The organism is Microcoleus sp. T3_A4, from assembly GCF_036700465.1.
Classification (GTDB): Bacteria; Cyanobacteriota; Cyanobacteriia; order Cyanobacteriales; family Microcoleaceae; genus Microcoleus.
Genome location: NZ_JAUBOY010000045.1, coordinates 20,127 through 40,646, shown reverse-complemented (window position 1 = coordinate 40,646; position 20,520 = coordinate 20,127). Strand labels below are relative to the sequence as shown.

General features: G+C 45.7%; 24 protein-coding genes. 12 read left to right on the top strand and 12 right to left on the bottom strand.

Features of this window, described 5'->3' with window-relative positions; all coding sequences use genetic code 11:
• The first annotated feature begins 21 nt into the window (after nucleotides 1-21).
• A complete protein-coding gene (locus QUA07_RS22955; RefSeq protein WP_333329639.1) occupies nucleotides 22-1,512 on the top strand; it encodes a DUF697 domain-containing protein in 1,491 nt (496 codons plus the stop codon).
• 541 nt (nucleotides 1,513-2,053) lie between these two features.
• On the opposite strand, the gene QUA07_RS22950 is transcribed toward QUA07_RS22955, so the two are convergent.
• From QUA07_RS22950 to QUA07_RS22930, 5 genes are all read right to left on the bottom strand, one after another.
• The gene (locus tag QUA07_RS22950; protein WP_333329636.1) at nucleotides 2,054-3,214 is read right to left on the bottom strand and encodes a serine hydrolase; all 1,161 of its coding nucleotides are present in this window, start codon (nucleotides 3,212-3,214) and stop codon (nucleotides 2,054-2,056) included.
• Nucleotides 3,215-3,325: 111 nt separating this feature from the next.
• The gene (locus QUA07_RS22945) at nucleotides 3,326-3,487 is read right to left on the bottom strand and encodes a hypothetical protein (protein WP_333329633.1); all 162 of its coding nucleotides are present in this window, start codon (nucleotides 3,485-3,487) and stop codon (nucleotides 3,326-3,328) included.
• A 135-nt stretch (nucleotides 3,488-3,622) separates the two neighbouring features.
• Complete coding sequence (locus QUA07_RS22940; protein ID WP_333329630.1) at nucleotides 3,623-4,222, bottom strand: Crp/Fnr family transcriptional regulator; 600 nt, start codon at nucleotides 4,220-4,222, stop codon at nucleotides 3,623-3,625.
• A gap of 183 nt (nucleotides 4,223-4,405) precedes the next feature.
• Nucleotides 4,406-5,095 carry a hypothetical protein gene (locus QUA07_RS22935; RefSeq protein ID WP_333329627.1) on the bottom strand — a complete coding sequence of 230 codons (690 nt, stop codon included), beginning with the start codon at nucleotides 5,093-5,095 and terminating at the stop codon, nucleotides 4,406-4,408.
• 135 nt (nucleotides 5,096-5,230) lie between these two features.
• Nucleotides 5,231-6,073 (bottom strand): TlyA family RNA methyltransferase, encoded by an 843-nt coding sequence (locus QUA07_RS22930; protein ID WP_333329624.1) that lies wholly within the window; start codon nucleotides 6,071-6,073, stop codon nucleotides 5,231-5,233.
• A gap of 264 nt (nucleotides 6,074-6,337) precedes the next feature.
• On the opposite strand from QUA07_RS22930, the gene QUA07_RS22925 reads away from it, so the two are divergent.
• On the top strand, nucleotides 6,338-6,535 hold the full coding sequence (locus QUA07_RS22925; RefSeq protein WP_333329621.1) for a hypothetical protein: 198 nt from the start codon (nucleotides 6,338-6,340) through the stop codon (nucleotides 6,533-6,535).
• A 239-nt stretch (nucleotides 6,536-6,774) separates the two neighbouring features.
• Here the strand turns inward: QUA07_RS22925 and apcB are convergent, their stop codons facing one another.
• Nucleotides 6,775-7,284: an allophycocyanin subunit beta gene (gene apcB / locus QUA07_RS22920; RefSeq protein WP_293258696.1), complete on the bottom strand. Its 510-nt coding sequence runs from the start codon at nucleotides 7,282-7,284 to the stop codon at nucleotides 6,775-6,777.
• 337 nt (nucleotides 7,285-7,621) lie between these two features.
• Between apcB and glnA the strand changes: the two genes are divergently transcribed.
• A complete protein-coding gene (gene glnA / locus QUA07_RS22915; protein WP_333329618.1) occupies nucleotides 7,622-9,043 on the top strand; it encodes a type I glutamate--ammonia ligase in 1,422 nt (473 codons plus the stop codon).
• A 109-nt stretch (nucleotides 9,044-9,152) separates the two neighbouring features.
• Here the strand turns inward: glnA and QUA07_RS22910 are convergent, their stop codons facing one another.
• Nucleotides 9,153-9,632, bottom strand: coding sequence for a hypothetical protein (locus QUA07_RS22910; RefSeq protein ID WP_333329615.1), 480 nt, complete (start codon nucleotides 9,630-9,632; stop codon nucleotides 9,153-9,155).
• 37 nt (nucleotides 9,633-9,669) lie between these two features.
• On the opposite strand from QUA07_RS22910, the gene QUA07_RS22905 reads away from it, so the two are divergent.
• The 4 genes from QUA07_RS22905 to QUA07_RS22890 all read left to right on the top strand — a co-directional run bounded on the left by QUA07_RS22905 (nucleotide 9,670) and on the right by QUA07_RS22890 (nucleotide 12,202).
• Nucleotides 9,670-9,996, top strand: a complete 327-nt coding sequence (locus QUA07_RS22905; RefSeq protein WP_333084935.1) for a hypothetical protein — start codon at nucleotides 9,670-9,672, stop codon at nucleotides 9,994-9,996.
• The gene (locus QUA07_RS22900; protein ID WP_333329613.1) at nucleotides 9,993-10,226 is read left to right on the top strand and encodes a hypothetical protein; all 234 of its coding nucleotides are present in this window, start codon (nucleotides 9,993-9,995) and stop codon (nucleotides 10,224-10,226) included. The genes QUA07_RS22905 and QUA07_RS22900 overlap by 4 nt, the downstream gene beginning before the upstream one ends.
• A gap of 309 nt (nucleotides 10,227-10,535) precedes the next feature.
• Nucleotides 10,536-11,429, top strand: coding sequence for a ferritin-like domain-containing protein (locus QUA07_RS22895; protein ID WP_333329610.1), 894 nt, complete (start codon nucleotides 10,536-10,538; stop codon nucleotides 11,427-11,429).
• A gap of 269 nt (nucleotides 11,430-11,698) precedes the next feature.
• Complete coding sequence (locus tag QUA07_RS22890; RefSeq protein ID WP_333211678.1) at nucleotides 11,699-12,202, top strand: YbjN domain-containing protein; 504 nt, start codon at nucleotides 11,699-11,701, stop codon at nucleotides 12,200-12,202.
• Between the two features lie 60 nt (nucleotides 12,203-12,262).
• Here QUA07_RS22890 and QUA07_RS22885 read toward each other — a convergent pair whose 3' ends face one another.
• The 3 genes from QUA07_RS22885 to QUA07_RS22875 all read right to left on the bottom strand — a co-directional run bounded on the left by QUA07_RS22885 (nucleotide 12,263) and on the right by QUA07_RS22875 (nucleotide 14,740).
• On the bottom strand, nucleotides 12,263-12,721 hold the full coding sequence (locus QUA07_RS22885; RefSeq protein WP_190658220.1) for a divergent PAP2 family protein: 459 nt from the start codon (nucleotides 12,719-12,721) through the stop codon (nucleotides 12,263-12,265).
• Nucleotides 12,722-12,735: 14 nt separating this feature from the next.
• A complete protein-coding gene (gene crtE / locus QUA07_RS22880; RefSeq protein ID WP_333179856.1) occupies nucleotides 12,736-13,662 on the bottom strand; it encodes a geranylgeranyl diphosphate synthase CrtE in 927 nt (308 codons plus the stop codon).
• Between the two features lie 190 nt (nucleotides 13,663-13,852).
• The gene (locus QUA07_RS22875; protein WP_333329607.1) at nucleotides 13,853-14,740 is read right to left on the bottom strand and encodes a LysR family transcriptional regulator; all 888 of its coding nucleotides are present in this window, start codon (nucleotides 14,738-14,740) and stop codon (nucleotides 13,853-13,855) included.
• Nucleotides 14,741-14,850: 110 nt separating this feature from the next.
• Between QUA07_RS22875 and QUA07_RS22870 the strand changes: the two genes are divergently transcribed.
• Together QUA07_RS22870 and QUA07_RS22865 are read left to right on the top strand one after the other, a co-directional pair.
• Nucleotides 14,851-15,339 (top strand): GNAT family N-acetyltransferase, encoded by a 489-nt coding sequence (locus QUA07_RS22870; protein ID WP_333329604.1) that lies wholly within the window; start codon nucleotides 14,851-14,853, stop codon nucleotides 15,337-15,339.
• 98 nt (nucleotides 15,340-15,437) lie between these two features.
• Nucleotides 15,438-16,202: a methyltransferase domain-containing protein gene (locus tag QUA07_RS22865; RefSeq protein ID WP_333329602.1), complete on the top strand. Its 765-nt coding sequence runs from the start codon at nucleotides 15,438-15,440 to the stop codon at nucleotides 16,200-16,202.
• Between the two features lie 242 nt (nucleotides 16,203-16,444).
• On the opposite strand, the gene folD is transcribed toward QUA07_RS22865, so the two are convergent.
• A complete protein-coding gene (gene folD / locus QUA07_RS22860) occupies nucleotides 16,445-17,314 on the bottom strand; it encodes a bifunctional methylenetetrahydrofolate dehydrogenase/methenyltetrahydrofolate cyclohydrolase FolD (protein WP_333329601.1) in 870 nt (289 codons plus the stop codon).
• Between the two features lie 144 nt (nucleotides 17,315-17,458).
• Here folD and QUA07_RS22855 point away from each other — a divergent pair, with 144 nt between their 5' ends.
• Nucleotides 17,459-17,884, top strand: coding sequence for a DNA-binding protein (locus QUA07_RS22855; protein ID WP_333329598.1), 426 nt, complete (start codon nucleotides 17,459-17,461; stop codon nucleotides 17,882-17,884).
• Nucleotides 17,885-18,105: 221 nt separating this feature from the next.
• Nucleotides 18,106-18,528 carry an NUDIX hydrolase gene (locus QUA07_RS22850; protein ID WP_333329594.1) on the top strand — a complete coding sequence of 141 codons (423 nt, stop codon included), beginning with the start codon at nucleotides 18,106-18,108 and terminating at the stop codon, nucleotides 18,526-18,528.
• 100 nt (nucleotides 18,529-18,628) lie between these two features.
• Here QUA07_RS22850 and QUA07_RS22845 read toward each other — a convergent pair whose 3' ends face one another.
• A complete protein-coding gene (locus tag QUA07_RS22845; protein WP_333329591.1) occupies nucleotides 18,629-19,177 on the bottom strand; it encodes a LeuD/DmdB family oxidoreductase small subunit in 549 nt (182 codons plus the stop codon).
• A gap of 177 nt (nucleotides 19,178-19,354) precedes the next feature.
• Between QUA07_RS22845 and QUA07_RS22840 the strand changes: the two genes are divergently transcribed.
• The gene (locus QUA07_RS22840; protein ID WP_333329588.1) at nucleotides 19,355-20,233 is read left to right on the top strand and encodes a hypothetical protein; all 879 of its coding nucleotides are present in this window, start codon (nucleotides 19,355-19,357) and stop codon (nucleotides 20,231-20,233) included.
• Nucleotides 20,234-20,520: the final 287 nt, after the last annotated feature.

The window sequence follows — 20,520 nt, the reverse complement described above, 5'->3', positions numbered from 1 at the left end:
GCTTAAAAAAGCCGATCGCCAATGGCTGACAATTCCCTTCAAGAAAATCGCTTATCTCTTGCCCGTGCCAGTTTGCGCGAAGCCCTGGCGCGCTATTCCCACCTGCGCCAAGGCAAAAAAAACTCGAATAATACAGAACTAGAAGCGGCGCTGCAATATCAGTTAGATATTTTAACTTCCACCTCAGAAAAACTAGACCACAACATAATCCGCATTGCTACTTTCGGCTTAGTCAGCCGTGGCAAGTCAGCCGTATTAAACGCGCTTTTAGGTCACAAAATTCTGCAAACAGGCCCTCTCAACGGCGTGACTCAGTGGCCGCGTTCGGTGCGCTGGAGTGTGCCTTTATCCTTCCTTGACAGCGACGAATCCCCCCAACCCCCCCTTGCCAAAGGGGGGAAAGGAGGGGTGCAAGTTGAATTAATCGATACTCCCGGACTTGATGAAGTTGGCGGCGAAGTGCGGGGCGAAATGGCGAAACAAGTAACTCGCCAAGCTGACTTAATTCTGTTTGTCGTTGCAGGTGATATCACCCGAACTGAATATCAAGCACTGTGCGAATTGCAAACAGCTCAAAAACCGGTGATTTTAGTTTTTAATAAAATTGACCTGTATCCAGAATTAGACAGAAAAGCTATTTACCAAAGTTTGCAAGCGCTGGGAAATTCTGAACAGTTAGCAGCCGCTGCGGTAACAGAGGAAACAGATAGCGAAAATTTGTCCGATCGCCCAAACAACCCATCTGATAAATCTACTGCAAAATCACCGCCTAAAACTGCCAAATCATTAGAAATAGTCATGGTAGCTGCCGAACCAGCACCGGTGCAAGTGCGGGTGGAATGGTCTGACGGAAGAGTAACTAACGAATGGGAGTCGCCGCCCGCGCAGATAGACGAACTAAAACATAAAATTCTCACAATTCTTAACAGAGAAGGTCGATCGCTCCTCGCTCTAAATGCGTTAGTTGAAGCTAGAGATGCCGAAGCCAATATTGCCCGTCACGTTCTCAAATTGCGACAAACAGAAGCCGAAGATTTAATCTGGCAATTTGCCAAATATAAAGCTTTGGCTGTCGGTTTAAATCCAGTGGCATTCTTGGATGTAATGGGAGCAAGTGTCGCAGATTTAGCCTTAATTCGCTCTTTATCCAGACTTTACGGCTTACCCATGACTGGTTACGAAGCCGGGAAACTTTGGCAGACTATTTTCTCCAGCGCTGGCGGCGTACTTTTGGGAGAATTGGGTAGCAGTTTTCTGTTGGGATTTGGCAAAAGTGCAGCCGCAGCGGCCCCGCACATCGGCTTTTCTACTTTTGCCGGAGTCGCTGTCACTCAAGCTAGTTTAGCAGCTTACGGAACCTACGCTGTCGGTCGTGCCGCCCAAGTTTATTTAGAAAAAGGCTGCACCTGGGGCCCCCTGGGACAAGATACGGTAATTCAAGAAATTCTCGCCACCATCGAGCGTAATACAATTATCGATCGCTTGCAGCAAGAGTTTAAAATTGGCAATTAAAAATTGCCCTAGTAGTTGAGTAGGGTACGTCAGCAGAGGGTTATTTCTTAATAATCGAAGATCTAGGATCTGACGCACCCTACTGCTTGTAATCTTATAGAACCCATTTGGGATATTTCGTAACAAGCTAAGATCACTGGAGTCTAGAATCACAGAAATAAAAGTCACACTCCAGCAGCTTAACCGACTCATAGGGGGAACTTATCGAACTCTTACTCTCACAAAAGAATAAAACTACACCTCCTCGTTGGAGTAAAAAGCCAATCTTGGATGGGAGCTTTTATCAGCTCAAAAACGGCTGTAATTGTTGTGATTTTCCCAAAGACTTGCCTCCCTATTCAACCGTCTTCTGGAATTCAATGCCAGTCTTGAATCCAAAGGGTTTTGTGATTACAAATGCACCAAGGGCATCTAGAGGCAAGGAAAATCAAGCCTTTTAGCCACTATTTCCGTTTTCATTCTGATCTGGGTTCTATGCCCGTAAGTTTCTGTACGACTGCTCATTTACCTCCGATTTCAGTGGTAAGTGAAATGATCCAGACTATTTTAACTCCTTTGCAATAGCCCGAAAAAGTGCTATCACCTCATCATCATCTTTAGGTTTTGTTAAGTCAGAACTTGTTTTTACAATCACCAGATTTTCCTTCGGATTAATATAGATATACTGCCCCCAAACACCTACAGCACTGTAGTCTCCATTAGAATCTGTAGGAATCCACCATTGGTATTGATATCCCCATTTACCATATTCCTCCGCTGTAGATCCAACTTGCAGATAGGGACTATCTGGGGCAACAGACTTTTTAACCCAGGCTTGGGGGATGATTTGTTTTCCGTTAAAGTAGCCCTCGTGGAGGTAGAGTAGCCCAAACTTGGCGTAATCGCGCAAGGTCGCATTCAAGCAGCAAAATGTCAGTTCTGTATGGTGATTATCTGTCAACCATAAAGCATCTGATTCAGCACCTAGCGGTTGCCATAGTTTGGTTTGAAAATATGACGAAATACTCTGTCCAGTTACTCGCTCAAGAAGCAAACCCAATACCTGTGTGTCTAAACTGATGTAGTTAAATCTCTTTCCCGATGGATAATCTGATGGAAAGTTGAGAACAACTTTTTTAATTGGCTGCATATAGAGAAAAAGCTGGGGAAGTAAATTGTTTATATCAGAGGATTCATCGTCATAGTTTTCGCTAAATTTCACTCCAGAAGACATTTGAAGAATATGTTTAATAGGAACGTTGCGATAGCCTGATTCTGCTAGTTCTGGAATATATTTTGTGATTGAGTCATTGATACTATCGATGTATCCATCCGCGATCGCAATTCCCACTAATGCTGATGTAAATGATTTTGCCATCGACCAAGAAGTATTCTTATATAAAGCACTATTCCCTTGAAAATACTTTTCATAAACAATGGTGCCGTCCTTTACCACTAAAATACCAGTGGTCTCTGTCTTTTTCAGCAGTTCAGACATTTGATAATATTGGCCTTCAAACTTATAAGAAACATCTAAAAGATGCAGATTTTCTTTGAAATGATATGGGTTATTAGAAGAGTAAATTTGTTTGCTTGGAAAAATTTTTCCCATGTTGCGAAAGTTGGCTGCTCGCTTGTTAGGGTCAAACAAAGATAGCTTGGGAGAAAAATAGAGTTGCCAAACAGAAAATAAAGAAACACATACTATACTGATCGAAGCCACTGTCAAAATTAATAACTTATTCTGATTGGTTAATATATGATTAAATTTAAGTATAACAATGAGGAATAAAGGCGGGCTGGGTCTCATAATATTGTCGCTCTTTTGCAAACTTTAAAAAGAGCGTAAAGCTCTAGCAAAAGCTGAAAGCGAAAATGAATTAACAGCTCGATCGTATTTTCTTTCCTGATTCACATTTACTGCTTGAGCAGTCACAGAGAAAATAATGAAGAATACAATTACTGCCGGACAGAGCCGAGTCAGAAAAAATCTCATTACTATCTCCTTACCCATGACGTGTTCTCTATTGGCAATCCAAGAATAATATTAGAATGCCAAAAGGAATGATGAATAGTAGTTTTTTTTGATCTAGATCAAATTTGATCTAGATCAAATTTCAAGCTATTCCATTCAATTAGGCTTGCCATGGTTGCGTTGATGCCTTCTGCGCCTCTTACGGAGATTGCTGAGAGTTTCTTGTCGGATTCCTAAGTAAGAAGCAATATGACCAAGATTAACCCTGTCTTCAATGTCTGGATATTTCTGTAGTAATTGCTCGTAGCGCTCATATGCTGTCAAAGAAAGGAAAGATATCAACCGGTCTTGAACATCAATATAGTAGCGTTCAATAAAGACGCGGCTCAGATTTTGCCAGATCGGATCTTTACTGTAGAGATATTGGAGACTCTCGTAGGTTATCGAGAGGAATTTACAATCTGAGCTCAGAATAATACTTTCTAGACTGGGTTGGCGATAGGTAAAACTGAGGTGTGAATTTACAATATCGCCCTCAAACCCAAACCAAGGTATAACTTCTTTCCAATTATCATAGTGGACTGCTCTAACTACTCCTTCCAAAATGAAATGAAGATGGTTGCAAATCTGACCCCGTTCTAGCAATAAAGAGCCTTGAGGCAAATCGAGGAGGTATGTAACTCTACGAAGTTCTTCCCGTTGCTGTGGAGATAGAGGTATGATCTGATTGAATGTCTGGAAAAGTTGCTCATGCATTCCTTATTAACCCTTTGTAAAAAACCTAATAATTTTTAACTAATTAGCGGCTTAACGGCTAAATTGAGTGGCAAGCGATCGCTACTAATACTTTTGTCAAAAAACAATGCAACTGTAGGTAAGCTCCAAACCACGACCTTCATCAGTGATTCCCAATTCTTTAATCGAAAATCGAAAATCGTCTTACCGTCTCGCGATTCTCACACCTTCCCTGAAATGCGCGATAGTCGCAATTACCGCTATAGAAAAGTAAAATATTCTAATCAGCCAAAAACAAACCCGCATTGACCAAGAAACAATAGTCGGAGCAATACCTGTGAACTGTACAAATCTGGAATTAACTTTTTTTTCAAAGCTGTCAAGGTCTTTCATCTCCGATTGTTTCGTCGGAATAACGGGAAACTGACCAGTATATACGTAATAACCGATAAAACCAGGCAATCCTACTTTTCTATTCAAAAATGAGTTAGTTAAGGTTGCAGTTTGCGGAGGCGATAATTTATCCGATTCTTCCACTTTTTCGAGCCAAGAATTATATCGAATGGCTGGCGTAATCATGAAAACTAAGGGAACTATAACTATCAACAAAGCAGCACTAATTTTGCGACCGTATTGAGGGTGTAGAAGCCTTGTCGCCACACCCACTCCCATACCGATAAATGCAAATATCAATATATTTAACAGTTCAATAATTTCGATGCCCCTCAACAAATCACCGATAATCAGAATTGTATATAATAATTTGTCAGCTAGTAGCAGAGCTGCCCACTTGATCAGCATTGAAACGCCTATAATAGTAGCTACAATCGCCACATACCCGATGGCACCTAGAACGTACAGGAAAATGGAACCGGCTTGTTTGAATGATTGCATGGAATTATTCACTCTTGTGAAAGTTTAGGAGTCTGATTGACAAAATTTTTGAAAATTTAGAGCAATCTGGAGTTCCAAATTTGATTTTTTAAATTGATTAGTTTGACATCTTGAAATCAAGCTAAAATCTACAATCTACAATCGATCGACAAGTTCCCGCGCGGCCGCTTTGGTGACTTGTGCGATCCGTTCTTTCACAACATCCTCTTCGATCGCCCTCTGGTCTGTTTCTTGTTCGCGATCGATCCCCAACCATAAAAGATACTCGATATTACCGGCCGGGCCAAGTAAAGGCGACCACGTTAAGCCGCGTTGCTGCCATCCTAAAGCTGTGGCTGCCTTCCACACTTGAAAAATCGCATCAGCTTGAGTTGCTGAGTCTCGCACTACGCCTTTTTTCCCGACTCTCTCCCGCCCTACCTCAAACTGCGGCTTTACCAGCAACACGGCTTCTCGCGGTGGTGCCAACAATTCCCACAGCGCCGGTAAAATCTTATCCAGGGAAATAAACGACACATCTACTACCGCCAAATCTGCTCGCTCAGAGTCGCCGTAAAGCTCAGCAGCAGTCATGTACCGCAAATTGGTGCGTTCTTTCAAAATTACCCTCGGATCATTCCTCAAGCCCCAATCTGCTTGACCGTAGCCAACATCTACGCCGTAGACTAAGGCCGCGCCGGCTTGCAGCAAACAGTCGGTAAAACCGCCTGTGGAGATGCCGCCGTCGAGACAAATTCTGCCTGCAACGGGAATCGCAAAAACTTCTAAAGCTTTGGCTAATTTGTCACCGCCTCTGGAAACATAGCGCGATCGCTCTTTTATCTGAATTTTTGCTGCAATGTCAACCTCAGTGCCCGGTTTGTCAACTACCTGCTGGTTGATAGAGACTTTTCCAGTCCGAATCAATGCCTGAGCTTGCTGTCTGGAACTGCACAAATCTAGGCTGACCAATAAAGTGTCTAGTCGCTGTTTAGCCAAGGTTTTTAATCTGTACGGATAGGGTTAAGAACAGTACCAGATTAGCACTTACGCACAAGCCCCACTGCTAATTTTTGGCGATTATTTTGGTTTGGCGATTGTCGCGGGGCGATCGCCCCCAGCTTACATGATGTGACTGAGATCGCTCTGAGTGTGTAGTTTTATCACAGATAAACATTCATAGAATCACACAATAATTTTTGTTACTAGCGGATGATTTATATGCAGCTAAAAGCGCTACAAATACCATCAGGGCGAGCGACCATGAAAACAATGAACTTTCCTATCAGAAATCCCGGCAATTGTCAAGAAAATCCCCTCGCATTCGTCAGCGGTGACATCATCCACATTCTTTACCCCAATGGCGAAGTAGAAGCAACAACCGTCGCACAAGTGGATCTGGGTCAAACTAAAAATCCCCTGGACAAATGCCTCGTCTGGGGATGTGTTGACGATTTTTAGCACCAGTTTCAAACAAGAATGCAATTGTAGGGCAGCTCCAAACCCTTAATTCATCAGTCATTCCCAATTATTTAAATTTTTAATCTATTATTTTTAATCTGAAATCTTTAATCTAAAATTGTATAACCCATAAAAAAAGATCGCTTGGAGGCGGTGAGGCCAAAAAAAGCGATCGATCCAACTGCTGCTAACTGCCAGCCACAAGTGCAATTTGCTGCTAAAAGAATTAGCAAATTGACTTAAATATCTTGTTCGCTCAATTCGCGAATCATGTAATCAAAAGGCTGATCCAAAAAAGGCCCCACAGACAAGCCAGCAGCTTCCACCTGAGCCTTAACCATCTCCTTCATAATGCTAATCCCCATCACCGTCGGGCCAATGGGAACGCTGAGAGAATTGTAAGTTTCTCGCAAACCTTGCAGCACGCGCTCGTCGAGCACGTCGGTACTTCCAGCCACCAGGGCGTAAGTAGCATAGCGCAAGTAGTAGTCCATATCCCGCAGACAAGCCGCGTAGCGACGAGTCGTGTAGGCATTTCCACCGGGACGGATCAGTTCTGGCTGTTCAGCAAATAGCTGGATACCAGCTTGCTTAACAATTGCCGCAGCATTGCTGTTAATCGCAGCCGCCGCCTGTACCCGTGCCGTGCCCGTTGCAAAATAAGATTTCAACCGATCGATACCATCTCGGTCTAAATACCTACCAGCAACATCATAATTTTCAATCAGGCTCGTCACTGCATCGCGCATAAGTTTCTCTCCCAAAAATCTTTATCAATACTTTGCTATCTGAGACAGACCGCCTATTGTAGACTACTACAAATCGGCGTTTGATTAAGATTTGAGATAGGATTTTCACGAAGGGTAGTCTATCCGTGGCAAACTGTCGTAAAATTCAGCCGTTTGCCTTGTATCTTCAGTCGAAAAATCCACAGGGCAAGAATTTCAAACTGCCCGGCCGCACTGGGCCCCTATTTCAGAATTTTGTAGCCCTAGATACAAAATAGTGGATACTGAAGGCCTACGATCGCCCAAACAGTCTGAAATCGGCCGATCGCCAAGAAACAACCAATATCAGGAGTAAGTCATGTTCCAGACACCCCAAGAAGCCTTAAACTACATAAAAGAAAATAAGATCCAGATCGTTGACCTCAAATTCATCGATATGCCGGGGATCTGGCAACACCTTTCCCTGTACCACGACCAAATCGACGAAACTGCATTCACAGACGGCGTACCCTTCGACGGTTCCAGCATTAGGGGCTGGAAAGCCATCAACGAATCAGACATGACGATGGTCATCGATCCGACCACCGCTTGGATGGACCCGTTCATGGCAGAACCTACCATCAGCTTCATTTGCAGCATCAAAGAACCTCGCACCGGCCAACCGTACAGTCGCTGTCCGCGCACCATTGCCCAAAAAGCCATAGACTACTTGCTTTCCACCGGTCTTGGCGATACAGCATTCTTTGGCCCGGAAGCAGAATTCTTTATTTTTGACGACGTTCGCTTCGACCAAACCCAAAATTCCGGCTACTATTACGTAGATTCGATCGAAGGTCGCTGGAATTCCGGCAAAGAAGAAGCAGGCGGCAACCTCGGCTACAAACCGCGTTACAAAGAAGGTTATTTCCCAGTAGCACCAACCGATACCTCACAAGACATGAGAACGGAAATGCTGCTGACAATGGCAAAATGCGGCGTACCAATCGAAAAGCACCACCACGAAGTCGCCACCGGCGGTCAATGCGAACTCGGCTTCCGTTTTGACACTTTGGTAAAAGCCGCCGACTACTTGCTGACTTACAAATACGTAATCAAAAACGTCGGCAAAAAATACGGCAAAACCATCACCTTCATGCCCAAACCGCTATTTAACGATAACGGTTCCGGGATGCACGTTCACCAGTCGATTTGGAAAGACGGCCAACCTTTATTTGCAGGCGATCAATACGCAGGTTTCAGTCAAATGGGACTGCATTACATTGGTGGCATTCTCAAGCACGCACCGGCACTTTTGGCACTCACCAATCCCACCACCAATTCCTACAAGCGTTTAGTTCCAGGCTTTGAAGCGCCTGTAAACTTAGCTTACTCTCAAGGAAATCGATCGGCATCAGTGCGGATTCCGTTGTCGGGAACCAACCCCAAAGCCAAGCGGTTAGAATTCCGCTGTCCCGATGCTACATCCAACCCCTATTTAGCATTTGCAGCCATGCTGTGCGCCGGCATTGACGGCATCAAGAATCAAATCGATCCGGGCGAACCTTTGGACGTGGATATCTACGACCTTTCCCCTGAAGAATTGAGCAAAATTCCTTCGACTCCCGGTTCCTTGGAAGGCGCTTTAGAAGCTTTAGAAAAAGACCACAGTTTCTTAACTGAAACCGGCGTATTTACCGAAGACTTCATCCAAACTTGGATTTCCTACAAACTAGACAATGAAGTCAACCCGATGCGGCTGCGTCCTCACCCCTACGAGTTTGCTCTCTACTACGACTGTTAGAAAATTAAAAATTAAAAATTAAAAGTTAAAACTGGTAATTATACCATTTTTAACCTGTGATTTTTAATTAATAAGAACGCCGCCCTTAAAAGCGGCGTTTTTTTGAAGTTTAGAACTTCTGGATCAACGCCCAGACTCTCCCGTTACCCGACACTATCTGGGCAACGCTGTTAGTAGTAGGGCCCATTGTAGCCTCAGAGACATCCTCTACAGCCCATTTATTTGCTTTCTCATCAACAATAAACAAATCGTCAGCGGTAGTGCCTTCCTGAACCCGATATATCTTATTCAAAATGAAACGCTGTCGCGCCTCAGCTTTTGGTATGCCCGTAACTTCATCAGGATCGATAGAGAGGGCACTGCCTTCTTTTAATGTACCTTTCGAGTTGCTTAAATTGCGATCGTCCCTTTGAGCAACCCGCACGCCGTGAAGCTGCAAACGAGGCTCAATCTCAGAGATATTTGAGATAGCAGCTACGGTCCCACTTTTTCCCCAACCGAGAACCGCTGCACTAACAGTCAAAATTAGCAAAAACTTGAAAGGATTCACTGTATTTATGCTCCTTCTTTTGTGAGATTCTGCACTCATTCTAAATTAGCAATTAGCAATTAACAATGACCAAACGATGTCCGATATTTTTGTGATGATCCGCAATCAGAGTAACGTCGCCATGACTTCAGTTGACGGCATTGCGTTTGTCACTTTACTGACTCAAGAAGGACGAGTGCTGGCCGAGGAGACAGTTGACCTGTTTGAAGCTGATGTGAATTTTGATAACCTGAAGCCGGGAAAATATACTGTAGTTGTCAGGCACGAAGGCGTTGAACCTCGATCGGCAACCTGTAGTGTTACAATCACCGATGAAGATAAAGTAATCATGCTGACATTTGTTTACTTGGAGCTAGAACGGGTGCTGCTCCGCATTCAAACTTCAACCGAAGAAAGACTATGACTGTGAAAGTTACTCCGCCAAATTCAATTAAAATGTTTCGCTATCGAGTACATTTCTTGGCAAAAGACCTCTGGAGGGAAAAAAACCCGGTTTGTCGGATGAATCTGGCTTTACAGCTAGCCGATGTGGCGACAACTCTGGCTAGATTGGAAGTAGAAGAGGCGCGAAAATTTCAACAAGAGTCTGCTAGTGTGGAGGTTTCAGACTCGACGGAAACTGAAAAGTTTTGAGTGTATGAGGTTGCTTTGTGTGATCCGCACAACCCTTGCGTGATAGCAGTTTTAAAAAATAATCTAACTGTATAAAAGCTCCCAACCCTGATACTCATCAGTCATGTTTAATCTAAAATCTAAAATCTAAAATCTAAAATGGTATGACTCGCAACTCAAAACTATTGTTATTTGTTGAGCTAGTAAAAAAGTGTCTTTATAAAATTGAATCTCCGTGCTAAACAATAACTTTCTGCCTTGGGAGGTAATTGGTTGTGGAAAAAAGTGCGTTACACTTATACAAGTATCTTTACAAAACAACATAAAAGCATGACTGTTGCCTATCCCCGCAAGCTTCGCAACGCTATGGGAGCGCGCGAAATTTTAGCTAATGTAGTGCGCGATCGCGAACTGCACCTGATCACCCTCAACCGCTACCGCTATAGCGAACAGCGCAGTTGCAAAGACCTCACCGACGTGATCGAACGGCTAGACGGGGAACCGGCCGAACTCGTGCGCGACCTCTCCCGGCACATTTCCGACGAAGCGCGACACGCCATGTGGCTCACCGACTTGCTGGTAGACATCGGCCACAAGGTGGGAACGCCACCAGGAGTCTCCTACATTGACGAATTTGAGCGCCTGCTGGACAAAGAGCAATACCGCAACCTCGATGACGGTATAATTGCAGCCTTAGCCGCAATCAATGTCACCGAAAAGCGGGGCTGCGAGTATTTCTCCGCCCACATCCACGCCCTCAAACAGGCTCCCCAAACCGCAGAAAACGTCAAAATCCGCGAAACCATCGAAAAGATTTTTCCCGAAGAAGCTGGTCACGTCCGCTGGGGCAACCGCTGGCTCGCCCAAATCGCCGACAAAAGCCCGGAACACCGCCAGAAGGTGGAACAGGCAAAGCGCAAGTATATGGCGATCGAACAAGCAGCTTTTGAATCGGGAATGGATATCATGCTGGGGGCAGAACTCCGGCGCGTCACCCGCCTCGTGGATATTGCCAACACCATGCCGATGTGGGAACGCCCGCAATACCTGATGGAACGCTTGCCCGCAACCCTCCTGGCCCCGGATCTACAAATGACCAGAGTTGATGTAGCTCAGCGCGCCTGGAACCGCGATCCGCAGGCATTTATGGAGAAATTGGTACCCATGTTCCTCAACGGCTTGAATACCATTGAGAAGAAGCCGGCGGCGACTAAGCCTAGATGACCCGGCGGTTGAAACCGCGGCTACAGAAACGAAGTCTGCCTCCGCAGACTAAGAGATGTACTCGTTACCAGGCAGAGCCTGGTAACGCAGATCCCGAGGCTGTGCCTCAAATTTTTGTAGTTAAGCAAGGCGGAGCCTCTGGACATCGGTTCCCAGGCAGAGCCTAGGAACAAGTTACTCTGGTCGGAGCTTTAAGATTTAAAATTTACAATCTGAAGAACATAGCAAGTAAACTGATTATTGGAATAGTTTTCCATCTAAATATAATTATGACTACCAGCGAGCCGAACATACAAACAGCTTCCGCAGAAAGCCTATCGAGTGAAAGCGCGATCGCCTCCGAGCAGGTCGAAAAAGCCACAGCCGTCACCTATGCAGAAGAAATTGAAACTGTCATCGCCAGCATGGCTGTAGACCAAAAAGTGATGGTCGGTCAAAATGAAGCTGGCGGACATCTTTGGAAGTTTAAGTACGGCAGTGTTGAAGTGTTCGTGCAACTCACCGGCGAAACCGAAGAGGATACTTTGACTGTTTGGGCTTTTGTACTACAGTTGCCAGCGAAGAATGAAGCTCAATTAATGCGGAAACTTCTAGAAATGAATTGGCTGTCTACTTTGGAATCTCATTTTGCCATTGTTGACAATCAAGTTGCGGTAATATCGACTCGGACGATCGCCGAAATCTCGGCCGGGGAAATTTCTCGGGTTATTACTATTGTCGCCACGATCGCCGATGACAATGACGATATTCTGCAAGCAGAATTCGGTCAGTAGTGATTAGTTAACAGTTAACAGTCAACAACTAACAGTTAAAAGTTAACAGTTAACAGTTAACTAATATGCAGGCCCTGCGATCCAAGCAATCGTGATTCCCAGCCCCAAACCTACAAGCACTTGAAAAGGAGTGTGTCCCAGCAACTCTTTCAGGCGAGCCTCATTAAGGTTGTGATCTTCCTCAAAAAACTCGTCAATAATTTGGTTGAGGATGCGAGCTTGCTTGCCTGCTGCTTGGCGGACGCCTGCTGCGTCGTACATCACAATAATTGCAAAGATCGCAGCGATCGCAAAATCCGGGCTTTCCCATCCCATCGTTTGTCCGACTCCAGCAGCCAAAGCGCCCACAAAAGACGAGTGAGCGCTGGGCATTCCCCCCGTTGTTACCAAATACTGAAGATTAAACTTGCGATTTTTGACCAACTCGATCGGCAACTTCATGATCTGAGCCGCCAGACAAGCGAGCAAAGCAACCACGAGTACATGATTGTTGAATATGCCGCTGCAAATTTCCTGCATAGTGTTTAGTATTTCTAGTTACTGCGGCTGGTAATAAAATCGGCGATAGCCAGCAGCGGTAGAGCTTTGCTCCCAAACACTGCCAATTGAGCCTTAGCATCAGCAACAAGCTGCGAAGCTTGGCGCCGAGACTCCTCAATTCCCCACAAACTCGGATAAGTGACTTTCCCTGCTTGAACATCTTTGCCAGCAGTTTTGCCCAGTTCTTCTTGGGTAGCAGTAATATCCAGAATGTCGTCAATTATCTGGAAAGCCAGCCCAATATTTTGAGCGAAACGAGACAGCCGCTGCAAATCTGCAGCAGACGCCCCAGCCAGAATTGCCCCACAAACTACGCAGGCCTCTAACAGCGCGCCTGTTTTGTGAGCGTGAATGTAATTCAAAGTTTCCAGAGAAACATCTGTCTTTCCTTCCGATTCCAAATCAACCACCTGACCGCCTACCAATCCAGCAGCACCCGATGCCCGCGCTAAATGGGCGATCGTCTGCAACACCTGTTGGGGGGGTACGTTCTCAGTTTTAGTAGCGATAAATTCAAAAGCATAGGTCAGCAAACCATCGCCAGCCAAAATGGCGATATCTTCGCCGTAAACTTTGTGGTTCGTCAGTTTGCCGCGTCGGTAGTCGTCATTGTCCATTGCCGGCAAATCGTCGTGAATCAGCGACATCGTGTGGATCATTTCCAAAGCGCAAGCTGTCGGAATTGCCATAGATGTAGTGCCGCCGGCCAGTTCGCAGCTAGCCAGACACAGGATCGGACGCAGGCGCTTGCCCCCCGCTAGCAGCGAGTAGCGCATTGCTTCGTAAATTTTCTCTGGGTAGATGACCGGCAGTGCACTGTCGAGAGCTACCTCGATCGCCTCTTTTCGATTGACTAGATAAGTAGATAGGTCGAAAGAGGATTCCGGTTGGGACGAACCCATTTCTGTTGCCAATACCATCCCTTGCTCTCTTGTACTGAATAGTTATGTGGGATATTGTGAGCCGTTCGGGTCGCATGGTGCCGACGTTTACGGCAGTAGTTGCTCGAACTCCGAGCATCAATTAATCATTCTACGGGTGTTGTTGCACAGAAAATCTTTGAGTTTTGATAACTTTGTCAAATTGCCAGTCAATCTAAAATTTACAATCTCAAATCTTAAATCCGCTGATGTGTCTGGCGACTTCCAAAAACCGCTGCACCGCCGCCGTTGGATCGCTGCGCCAAATCAGAGCGATCGCCACAATGCAGGTTGATTCTGGCAAAGATTTGTAAACAACCCCGCTGCGCTGGAAATTTTGCATTGACGCCGGGACGATCGCCACGCCCATCTCGGCAGCTACCAGACTCACAATGGTTTGCATTTGAATTGCTTCTTGAGCTGCGATCGGGCTAAAACCTGCTTGCTGACAAAGACTGACGATCGCATCGTACAATCCCGGAGCCTGGGAACGCGGAAATAAAATGAACTGTTCCGTGGAAAGTTCGCGTAATTCAACATTCGTGCGATCGGCCGCCGGATGCGTTTCTGGCAGTGCCACGATCAGCGGTTCTCGAAAAACGATTTCAGAATTTATCCCATCTTCCTCAACCGGAGGGCGCACGAAGCCGATATCAATTTGCCCGAACCGCAGCCGCTGCAACTGTTCGTTTGTCGTCAGTTCGTGCAGTTCCAGTTTGACGGCGGGACACCGAGTGCGAAACGCCTGCAAAATCGCTGGAACCACGTTGTGTGCTGCAGAACTCACAAAGCCGATCGTCAGTTGGCCGAGTTCGCCCCGACTGGTTTGTCGGCCGAGTTGAATTGCTCGATCGACTTGCTGCAGAATTTTCCCGGCCTCCTCGAAAAAAACCTGTCCCGCTGCCGTTAACTGCACCGTCCGCTTGGTTCGCTGAAACAGTTGAAACCCCAACTCTGCCTCTAAATGCTGGATTTGTTGACTCAGCGGTGGTTGGGCAATATGCAGTTTTTCGGCTGCGCGAGTGAAATTCAGTTCCTCTGCAACTGCAATGAAATAACGCAAATGCCGAAGTTCCATAAGTCCCAATGATTGATACTTTAAAAGTATAAGTTGTTAGTCAAACATATATTGGACATTAATGATGATATTTCATACAGTGATTAATAGGCGAAATTCAGAATCAAAAAATGGCAAATTTGGATATCAAAATTAGAGAAGCAGAGCTGGTAGATTTGGAACTAATTCTGGCTTTTATTTCGCAGAAATCAGAATTCGATGGAGTTCCACATCTTTTAGAAGCAACAGCAGACAAATTGAAGCAAACACTATTTGTCGAGTCTCCCCTAGTGCGAGTATTGTTGGCGGAAGTTGGCGACACAGCGGTAGGGTTTGCGATGTTTTATGCTTCCTATTCAAGTCTTTTGGCGCAGCCTTGTCTTTGGCTTGATGATTTATTTGTCCTAGCTCCTATGCGCGGTATGGGAGTCGGTACAGCACTGTCAAAGTCTTTGGCACGAATTGCTGAGTCCACAAATTGCGGGCGAATGGAATGGACTGTTAATACTGGCAATGCGCCGGGAATTGCTTTTTATCAAAAGCAGGGAGCGCGGATTTTGGAAAATATTAGGGTTTGCCGTATTGATGGAAGTGCGATCGCCCAACTCGCTAACAAATAATTTGATTGGTTTTGTGAAGAAGGTTTTTTGTTAACCGCAGAGAACACAGAGAACACAGAGAACACAGAGAAAGAGAAGACAGATTTAGGGTAGTTATCATGGCACAAAATTCTTGGAATCCCGCTCTTTATGAGGGAAATCATGCTTTTGTTTGGCGGTACGGTGAATCGCTTTTGGAGTTACTAGCTCCGAAGGCTGGTGAACAAATTCTGGATTTGGGCTGCGGGACGGGGCAGTTAACTGAAAAAATTGCTCAAAGTGGTGCTTTTGTGCAAGGTATTGATTCATCTTTGTCGATGATTTCCACGGCAAAAGTAAACTACCCTCACATCAACTTCGATGCAGCGGATGCGAGTAATTTTCAAGTAGAAGAGCCGTTAGATGCTGTGTTTTCTAATGCGGTTTTGCACTGGATTAAACAGCCGGATGCTGTGATTAATTGTGTGGAAAAAGCGCTGAAGCCGGGAGGGCGTTTTGTGGCTGAGTTTGGGGGTAAGGGGAACGTGGGGGCGATCGTCCGCGCACTTTTGAGTGTTTTGTCAGAAATTGGCTGTCAGGAGCCTGAAGCGCTTAATCCTTGGTATTTTCCGAGTATTGGCGAGTATGCTGGGCTTTTGGAAAAGCAGGGATTTGAGGTGGGTTATGCCGTTTTGTTCGCTCGCCCGACTCCCCTAGAAGGCGGCAGCGCGGGTATGGTAAATTGGATTGAGATGTTTGCTGGCGGGTTTTTGTCGGGGTTGTCTGATGATGTGCGATCGCAGGTAATTAACGCAGTTGAAGAACGTTTGCGGCCGACGCTGTACCGCGATGGTAATTGGAGTGCAGATTATCGCCGAATTCGTGTTGTTGCGGTCAAGCAGTAGGGTGCATCGCCACCCTTAAATCTGCAAATCCGATAGACAATATCACAGCGACGCACCCTACGGTAAAGTCAGGTGCGTCGCCACCCTTAGATATTCCAATAGGATCAAAAGTTTCAGCAGCGACGCACCCTACATTAGGTGTAGTTGTAGGGTGCGTGGCTTCCTGAAAACTTGATCGATTTTTCACCAGAATTTTCGACAGCGATGCACCCTACGTTAGGTGTATTTATAAGGACTAATTACTACTTAATACTGTAGGTCGAAACGGTATTTTCCAACAGCATAGCAACAGTCATCGGCCCGATTCCTCCCGGCACCGGCGTGATAAATTCCGCTACTGTTTTAACAGCATCAAAGTCCACATCTCCGGCCAAACGACTCGTACCGTCTGGATTGACAACGCGGTTAATACCGACATCAATTACTACTGATCCAGGTTTGACCATATTAGCTGTAATCATTTCTGTGCGGCCGACGGCGGCGATTAGAATATCGGCTTGGCTGGTAATCGATTCTAGGTTTTTCGTCCGCGAATGAGCTACAGTAACAGTACAATCAGCTTCTAATAGCATCAGCGCCATCGGTTTACCTACCAAAATACTCCGTCCCAAAACAACGGCATTTTTTCCTTTCAAATCAATCTGGTATTCCTGCAATAACCGCATCACTCCGGCGGGAGTACAACTTCGCAAACCTTCCTCCCCGCGCACGAGACGGCCTAAATTTACAGGGTGAAGTCCGTCAGCATCTTTGTCGGGGGCAATTTGGTACAGCAGCGAAATTGCATCTAAGTGCTCTGGTAGTGGTAATTGCACTAAAATGCCGTCTACTCGATCGTCCTCGTTGAGTGCCCCAATTGCAAGTTCTAGTTCGGCTTGAGTAGCGTTGGCTGGGTAATGCTGGCCGAAGGAAGCTATGCCAACTTTAGCGCAGGCTCGCTCTTTGTTGCGAACATAGGCTGCGCTAGCTGGGTTGTCGCCCACCATCAGCACCGCAAGTCCGGGAGGACGCCCCTTTTGGGGTTGTAGGGTGCGGACTCGATCGCTCAGCTCGGTTTGAATCTTTGTCGCTAAAGCTTTGCCATCTAGTATTTGAGCAGTTTTGGCATCCATTGTAGACTCTGGGTTAGGGGCTGACGATTTTAGATTTTAGCTTAATCCCCGCCAAGGACTACACTAGAGAAATTTCTTACTTGCGATCGATTCTTGGGATTCTGTTAAAGTAAGTCGTATCTCAAATCTCAACTCAGTTGACCAATGACTACTGCAATTAAGCAAGTTTGGGTTCAAAGATTCTGCACCGGCTCTTTATCGCTAATCCTCGCCAGCGGTTTTTTCAGTTGTGGCAATTTACCTCTGTCTCAACTTAATCTTGGCTTTAATGTTGCTAGCATTGGCGACGTTCAACAAAAGCGGCAAGTGGATGCTGAAGTTTATCTTCGGGGAAAGGTAGAAAATCGCGCTCCGTTTGTGGGGAATGCGGCTTATCAACTTGAGGATGGTACGGGCAGTATTTGGATTTTAACCAAGCAAGATTTGCCCCAGCTTGGGGATGAAGTGTTGCTGAAGGGAGAAGTCCGCTACAAGAGTATTACTCTGAAGGAATTGGCCGGAAAAGATTTAGGTGAAGTTTATGTTGAGGAAATGGAACAATTAAAGCGCACTCCAGCAGCTAATAAATAACAATACGAAGATGCTAATTTATTTCCATAAGTAAGTCTATTTCATAAAAATCAAAGGTTTATAGTTGTGATTGGGCTATTGGGAGCTGTTTATTTATCTTAAAAGTTCCTTAATCATAATATTAGGGTCTGGGCGGGTTTACCTATATTTTTAGTTAATTTTACAGATGTTGGTGAACCCGCTTCTACAGCAATTTCTGCCTTCTCTCTTCTTTCTAACACATGACTAAAATTCACGTTGCGATCGCGATTTTGTACCAAGACGGCAAGTTTCTCTGTCAGTTGCGAGACGATATTCCTCATATCAGGTATCCCGGACATTGGGCTTTGTTTGGCGGACACTTGGAACCGGGAGAAACTGCCCAAGTGGCTGTATTGCGGGAATTGAAAGAAGAAATTAGTTATGCTCCTGCAAGTGTTTCTTTTTTCTGTTGTGATGTCGAAAAAGATGTGGTTCGCCACGTTTTTCATGCACAACTTAGTGCGGATGTCAACGATTTAGTTTTGCTTGAAGGTTGGGATATGAAGTTGTTGACACCGGAGCAGATTCGGGCGGGAAAATGCTTTTCTGAGCAGTCAGGAGATGTGCGACCTTTTGGCATTGCTCACCAGCGTATTTTATTGAATTTTATTGACTCGATGTGAGAAAAGTGCCACGCACCCTAGATGGGAGGGGTTTGAGCAAAGAGATATTCGTAAGGTGGACGGCAGAGCCGCGCACCCTACATTGCAGGGATTTTAACAGTTAAGAGCGAGCCGCAATCATTCCCGTTTGGCGCGCGTAGTCAAATAACCCTCCGGCATCTATTACCGGGCCTACTTCTCCTAAAGGTTTGAGTGAGAAAGTTCGATCGAGAGTGTGGTTGACAATTACCTCTGCTGTAAAGTCGATCGTCACTTCTTGGCCGGTTACAAACAAGTCGCAGAGTCGATCGACTGATTCGATCGGGTACAATTCGCCAGTAGCCGAGCAATTGCGAAAGAAAATGCGTGCGTAAGACAAAGCTACCACCGCTGTGACGCCAGCGGCCCCCAGAGCTATCGGAGCGTGCTCCCGCGAAGAACCGCAGCCAAAATTTTCGCCCGCTATGATAATCGGATACCGGGTTTTCTGTTCACCGGATTCGATAAACTTACCGTAGCGCTCGGGCAAGCCAATCATCGCGTAACTGCCTAGTTTCTCGTACTCGTCCGGCTTCGAGGGAACCAGGGTCAGGTATTCTGCCGGGATAATTTGATCTGTATCGATGTTGTCGTCTACAACAAAAATTTGACCGCTAATTACTTTACCCATAGTTTATTTCCTGTTAGCCTCGCTCGATGCTGTGGTGATAATTTTAAGTGGATCGGTATGCAAGATTTGCATCTGTTTATTTTAACCTGGCAGTGTCAGTGATAACCTGTATGAGTAAAAATTAGATCCGAGACTTTGGGTTAACAATTAACAATTGCTAAGCGTCAAGATAGTTTTATGGCAAATCCAATAGATGACATTGCTCGACAAGCTCGCGAGGGCTCGGTTGCATCGATTATTCAAATCCTTAATGACGAACTGGCACAGGTAGGGGTGAGGGCCAGAGCCGTGTTTGCAGACGGCGTGCTGCAACTGCTGTGCGAAGCTGCAACGCCCCAACTGCTCGAAGAGTCTAGTTTGGTCGATCGAGTCCGAGAAATTTTGGAACGCATTTCGCCCCACAATATTCGCCGAGTCAACATCAACAGCCGGCTTGTCCGAGAACACCAACTGCTGTGGCTGGAAGAAATTAGCCGCGATCCAGATAATCAACTTTTGTGGTCTCAAGAAATTAAACTCCGAAAGCCGAATTTGTTCAAGCGTTTAGCTCTGAGCAAGCATCACGAACGACAAGCTGTGGCAGGCAAGCGGGGTTTGCCGAGAATGGCTATACCTCGATCGATGCAGCAACCGCGGCAATTTCAGCGCGGTATCGTCGGCGGCATCAGCTTGACCGTGCTGTTGCTTGCAGCAGCAACTGCCATCTACAAAGGACTTAATTCCCAAGTGCCAAACAGCAAACAAGCCACCACCCAAGCCGTAGCAACTGCCCCTTCCTCGGAGGCAAAACCTGCTTTGAAAATTTCTAAGGAGACTCTTAATTCTGCTGTTGACTCTTTTGCCCAAGCAGTGCGAGTAGCCGAACAAGCAGCCACCCAAGGCAAAACCGCTCAATCTCGCCAGGATTGGTTGGTCGTAGCTGCTAAGTGGCAGCAAGCTTCCGATTTGATGGCCGCCGTGCCTTCCAAGCATCCCCGCTACACAACGGCTCAGAACCGGACGGCACTTTACCGCCAAAATAGCGATAAAGCCCAACAGGAAGCACAAAATAAGTAAGCAGGTAAGTCTGATAAATTTAAGCCTAGAGTTTGCCGCGCTGCTCTCGGTGTTGTGAAAAATGAGTTTTTGAGTCAAAACTCGGAAACTCTCAGCTATAGTTATGAGTGATAATTTGGGGATTTTGAATTTTTGCGATCGGCATTACTCGATCGGCCGATTTGTATCAAAATAAAAATTTGTTAAGATCACAAACTTAAAGAGGAAACATCACAGGGTGAGGAGATGGGTGTCACTAAGCGGTCTCTAGAAAACCTTCATACTACTAATAGCCGTCAAAATTAGCG

Bases quoted from the DNA above. Each gene is read 5' to 3' on its own strand.
- QUA07_RS22850 (WP_333329594.1), top strand. From the start codon at position 18,106: ATGACTAAAATTCACGTTGCGATCGCGATTTTGTACCAAGACGGCAAG.
- QUA07_RS22865 (WP_333329602.1), top strand. From the start codon at position 15,438: ATGGCACAAAATTCTTGGAATCCCGCTCTTTATGAGGGAAATCATGCT.
- QUA07_RS22955 (WP_333329639.1), top strand. From the start codon at position 22: ATGGCTGACAATTCCCTTCAAGAAAATCGCTTATCTCTTGCCCGTGCC.
- QUA07_RS22855 (WP_333329598.1), top strand. From the start codon at position 17,459: ATGACTACTGCAATTAAGCAAGTTTGGGTTCAAAGATTCTGCACCGGC.
- QUA07_RS22890 (WP_333211678.1), top strand. From the start codon at position 11,699: ATGACTACCAGCGAGCCGAACATACAAACAGCTTCCGCAGAAAGCCTA.
- QUA07_RS22925 (WP_333329621.1), top strand. From the start codon at position 6,338: ATGAAAACAATGAACTTTCCTATCAGAAATCCCGGCAATTGTCAAGAA.
- QUA07_RS22905 (WP_333084935.1), top strand. From the start codon at position 9,670: ATGTCCGATATTTTTGTGATGATCCGCAATCAGAGTAACGTCGCCATG.
- QUA07_RS22895 (WP_333329610.1), top strand. From the start codon at position 10,536: ATGACTGTTGCCTATCCCCGCAAGCTTCGCAACGCTATGGGAGCGCGC.
- QUA07_RS22845 (WP_333329591.1), bottom strand. From the start codon at position 19,177: ATGGGTAAAGTAATTAGCGGTCAAATTTTTGTTGTAGACGACAACATC.
- crtE (WP_333179856.1), bottom strand. From the start codon at position 13,662: ATGGTATTGGCAACAGAAATGGGTTCGTCCCAACCGGAATCCTCTTTC.
- QUA07_RS22885 (WP_190658220.1), bottom strand. From the start codon at position 12,721: ATGCAGGAAATTTGCAGCGGCATATTCAACAATCATGTACTCGTGGTT.
- glnA (WP_333329618.1), top strand. From the start codon at position 7,622: ATGTTCCAGACACCCCAAGAAGCCTTAAACTACATAAAAGAAAATAAG.
- QUA07_RS22870 (WP_333329604.1), top strand. From the start codon at position 14,851: ATGGCAAATTTGGATATCAAAATTAGAGAAGCAGAGCTGGTAGATTTG.
- folD (WP_333329601.1), bottom strand. From the start codon at position 17,314: ATGGATGCCAAAACTGCTCAAATACTAGATGGCAAAGCTTTAGCGACA.
- QUA07_RS22945 (WP_333329633.1), bottom strand. From the start codon at position 3,487: ATGAGATTTTTTCTGACTCGGCTCTGTCCGGCAGTAATTGTATTCTTC.
- QUA07_RS22840 (WP_333329588.1), top strand. From the start codon at position 19,355: ATGGCAAATCCAATAGATGACATTGCTCGACAAGCTCGCGAGGGCTCG.
- QUA07_RS22910 (WP_333329615.1), bottom strand. From the start codon at position 9,632: ATGAGTGCAGAATCTCACAAAAGAAGGAGCATAAATACAGTGAATCCT.
- apcB (WP_293258696.1), bottom strand. From the start codon at position 7,284: ATGCGCGATGCAGTGACGAGCCTGATTGAAAATTATGATGTTGCTGGT.
- QUA07_RS22935 (WP_333329627.1), bottom strand. From the start codon at position 5,095: ATGCAATCATTCAAACAAGCCGGTTCCATTTTCCTGTACGTTCTAGGT.
- QUA07_RS22940 (WP_333329630.1), bottom strand. From the start codon at position 4,222: ATGCATGAGCAACTTTTCCAGACATTCAATCAGATCATACCTCTATCT.
- QUA07_RS22900 (WP_333329613.1), top strand. From the start codon at position 9,993: ATGACTGTGAAAGTTACTCCGCCAAATTCAATTAAAATGTTTCGCTAT.
- QUA07_RS22875 (WP_333329607.1), bottom strand. From the start codon at position 14,740: ATGGAACTTCGGCATTTGCGTTATTTCATTGCAGTTGCAGAGGAACTG.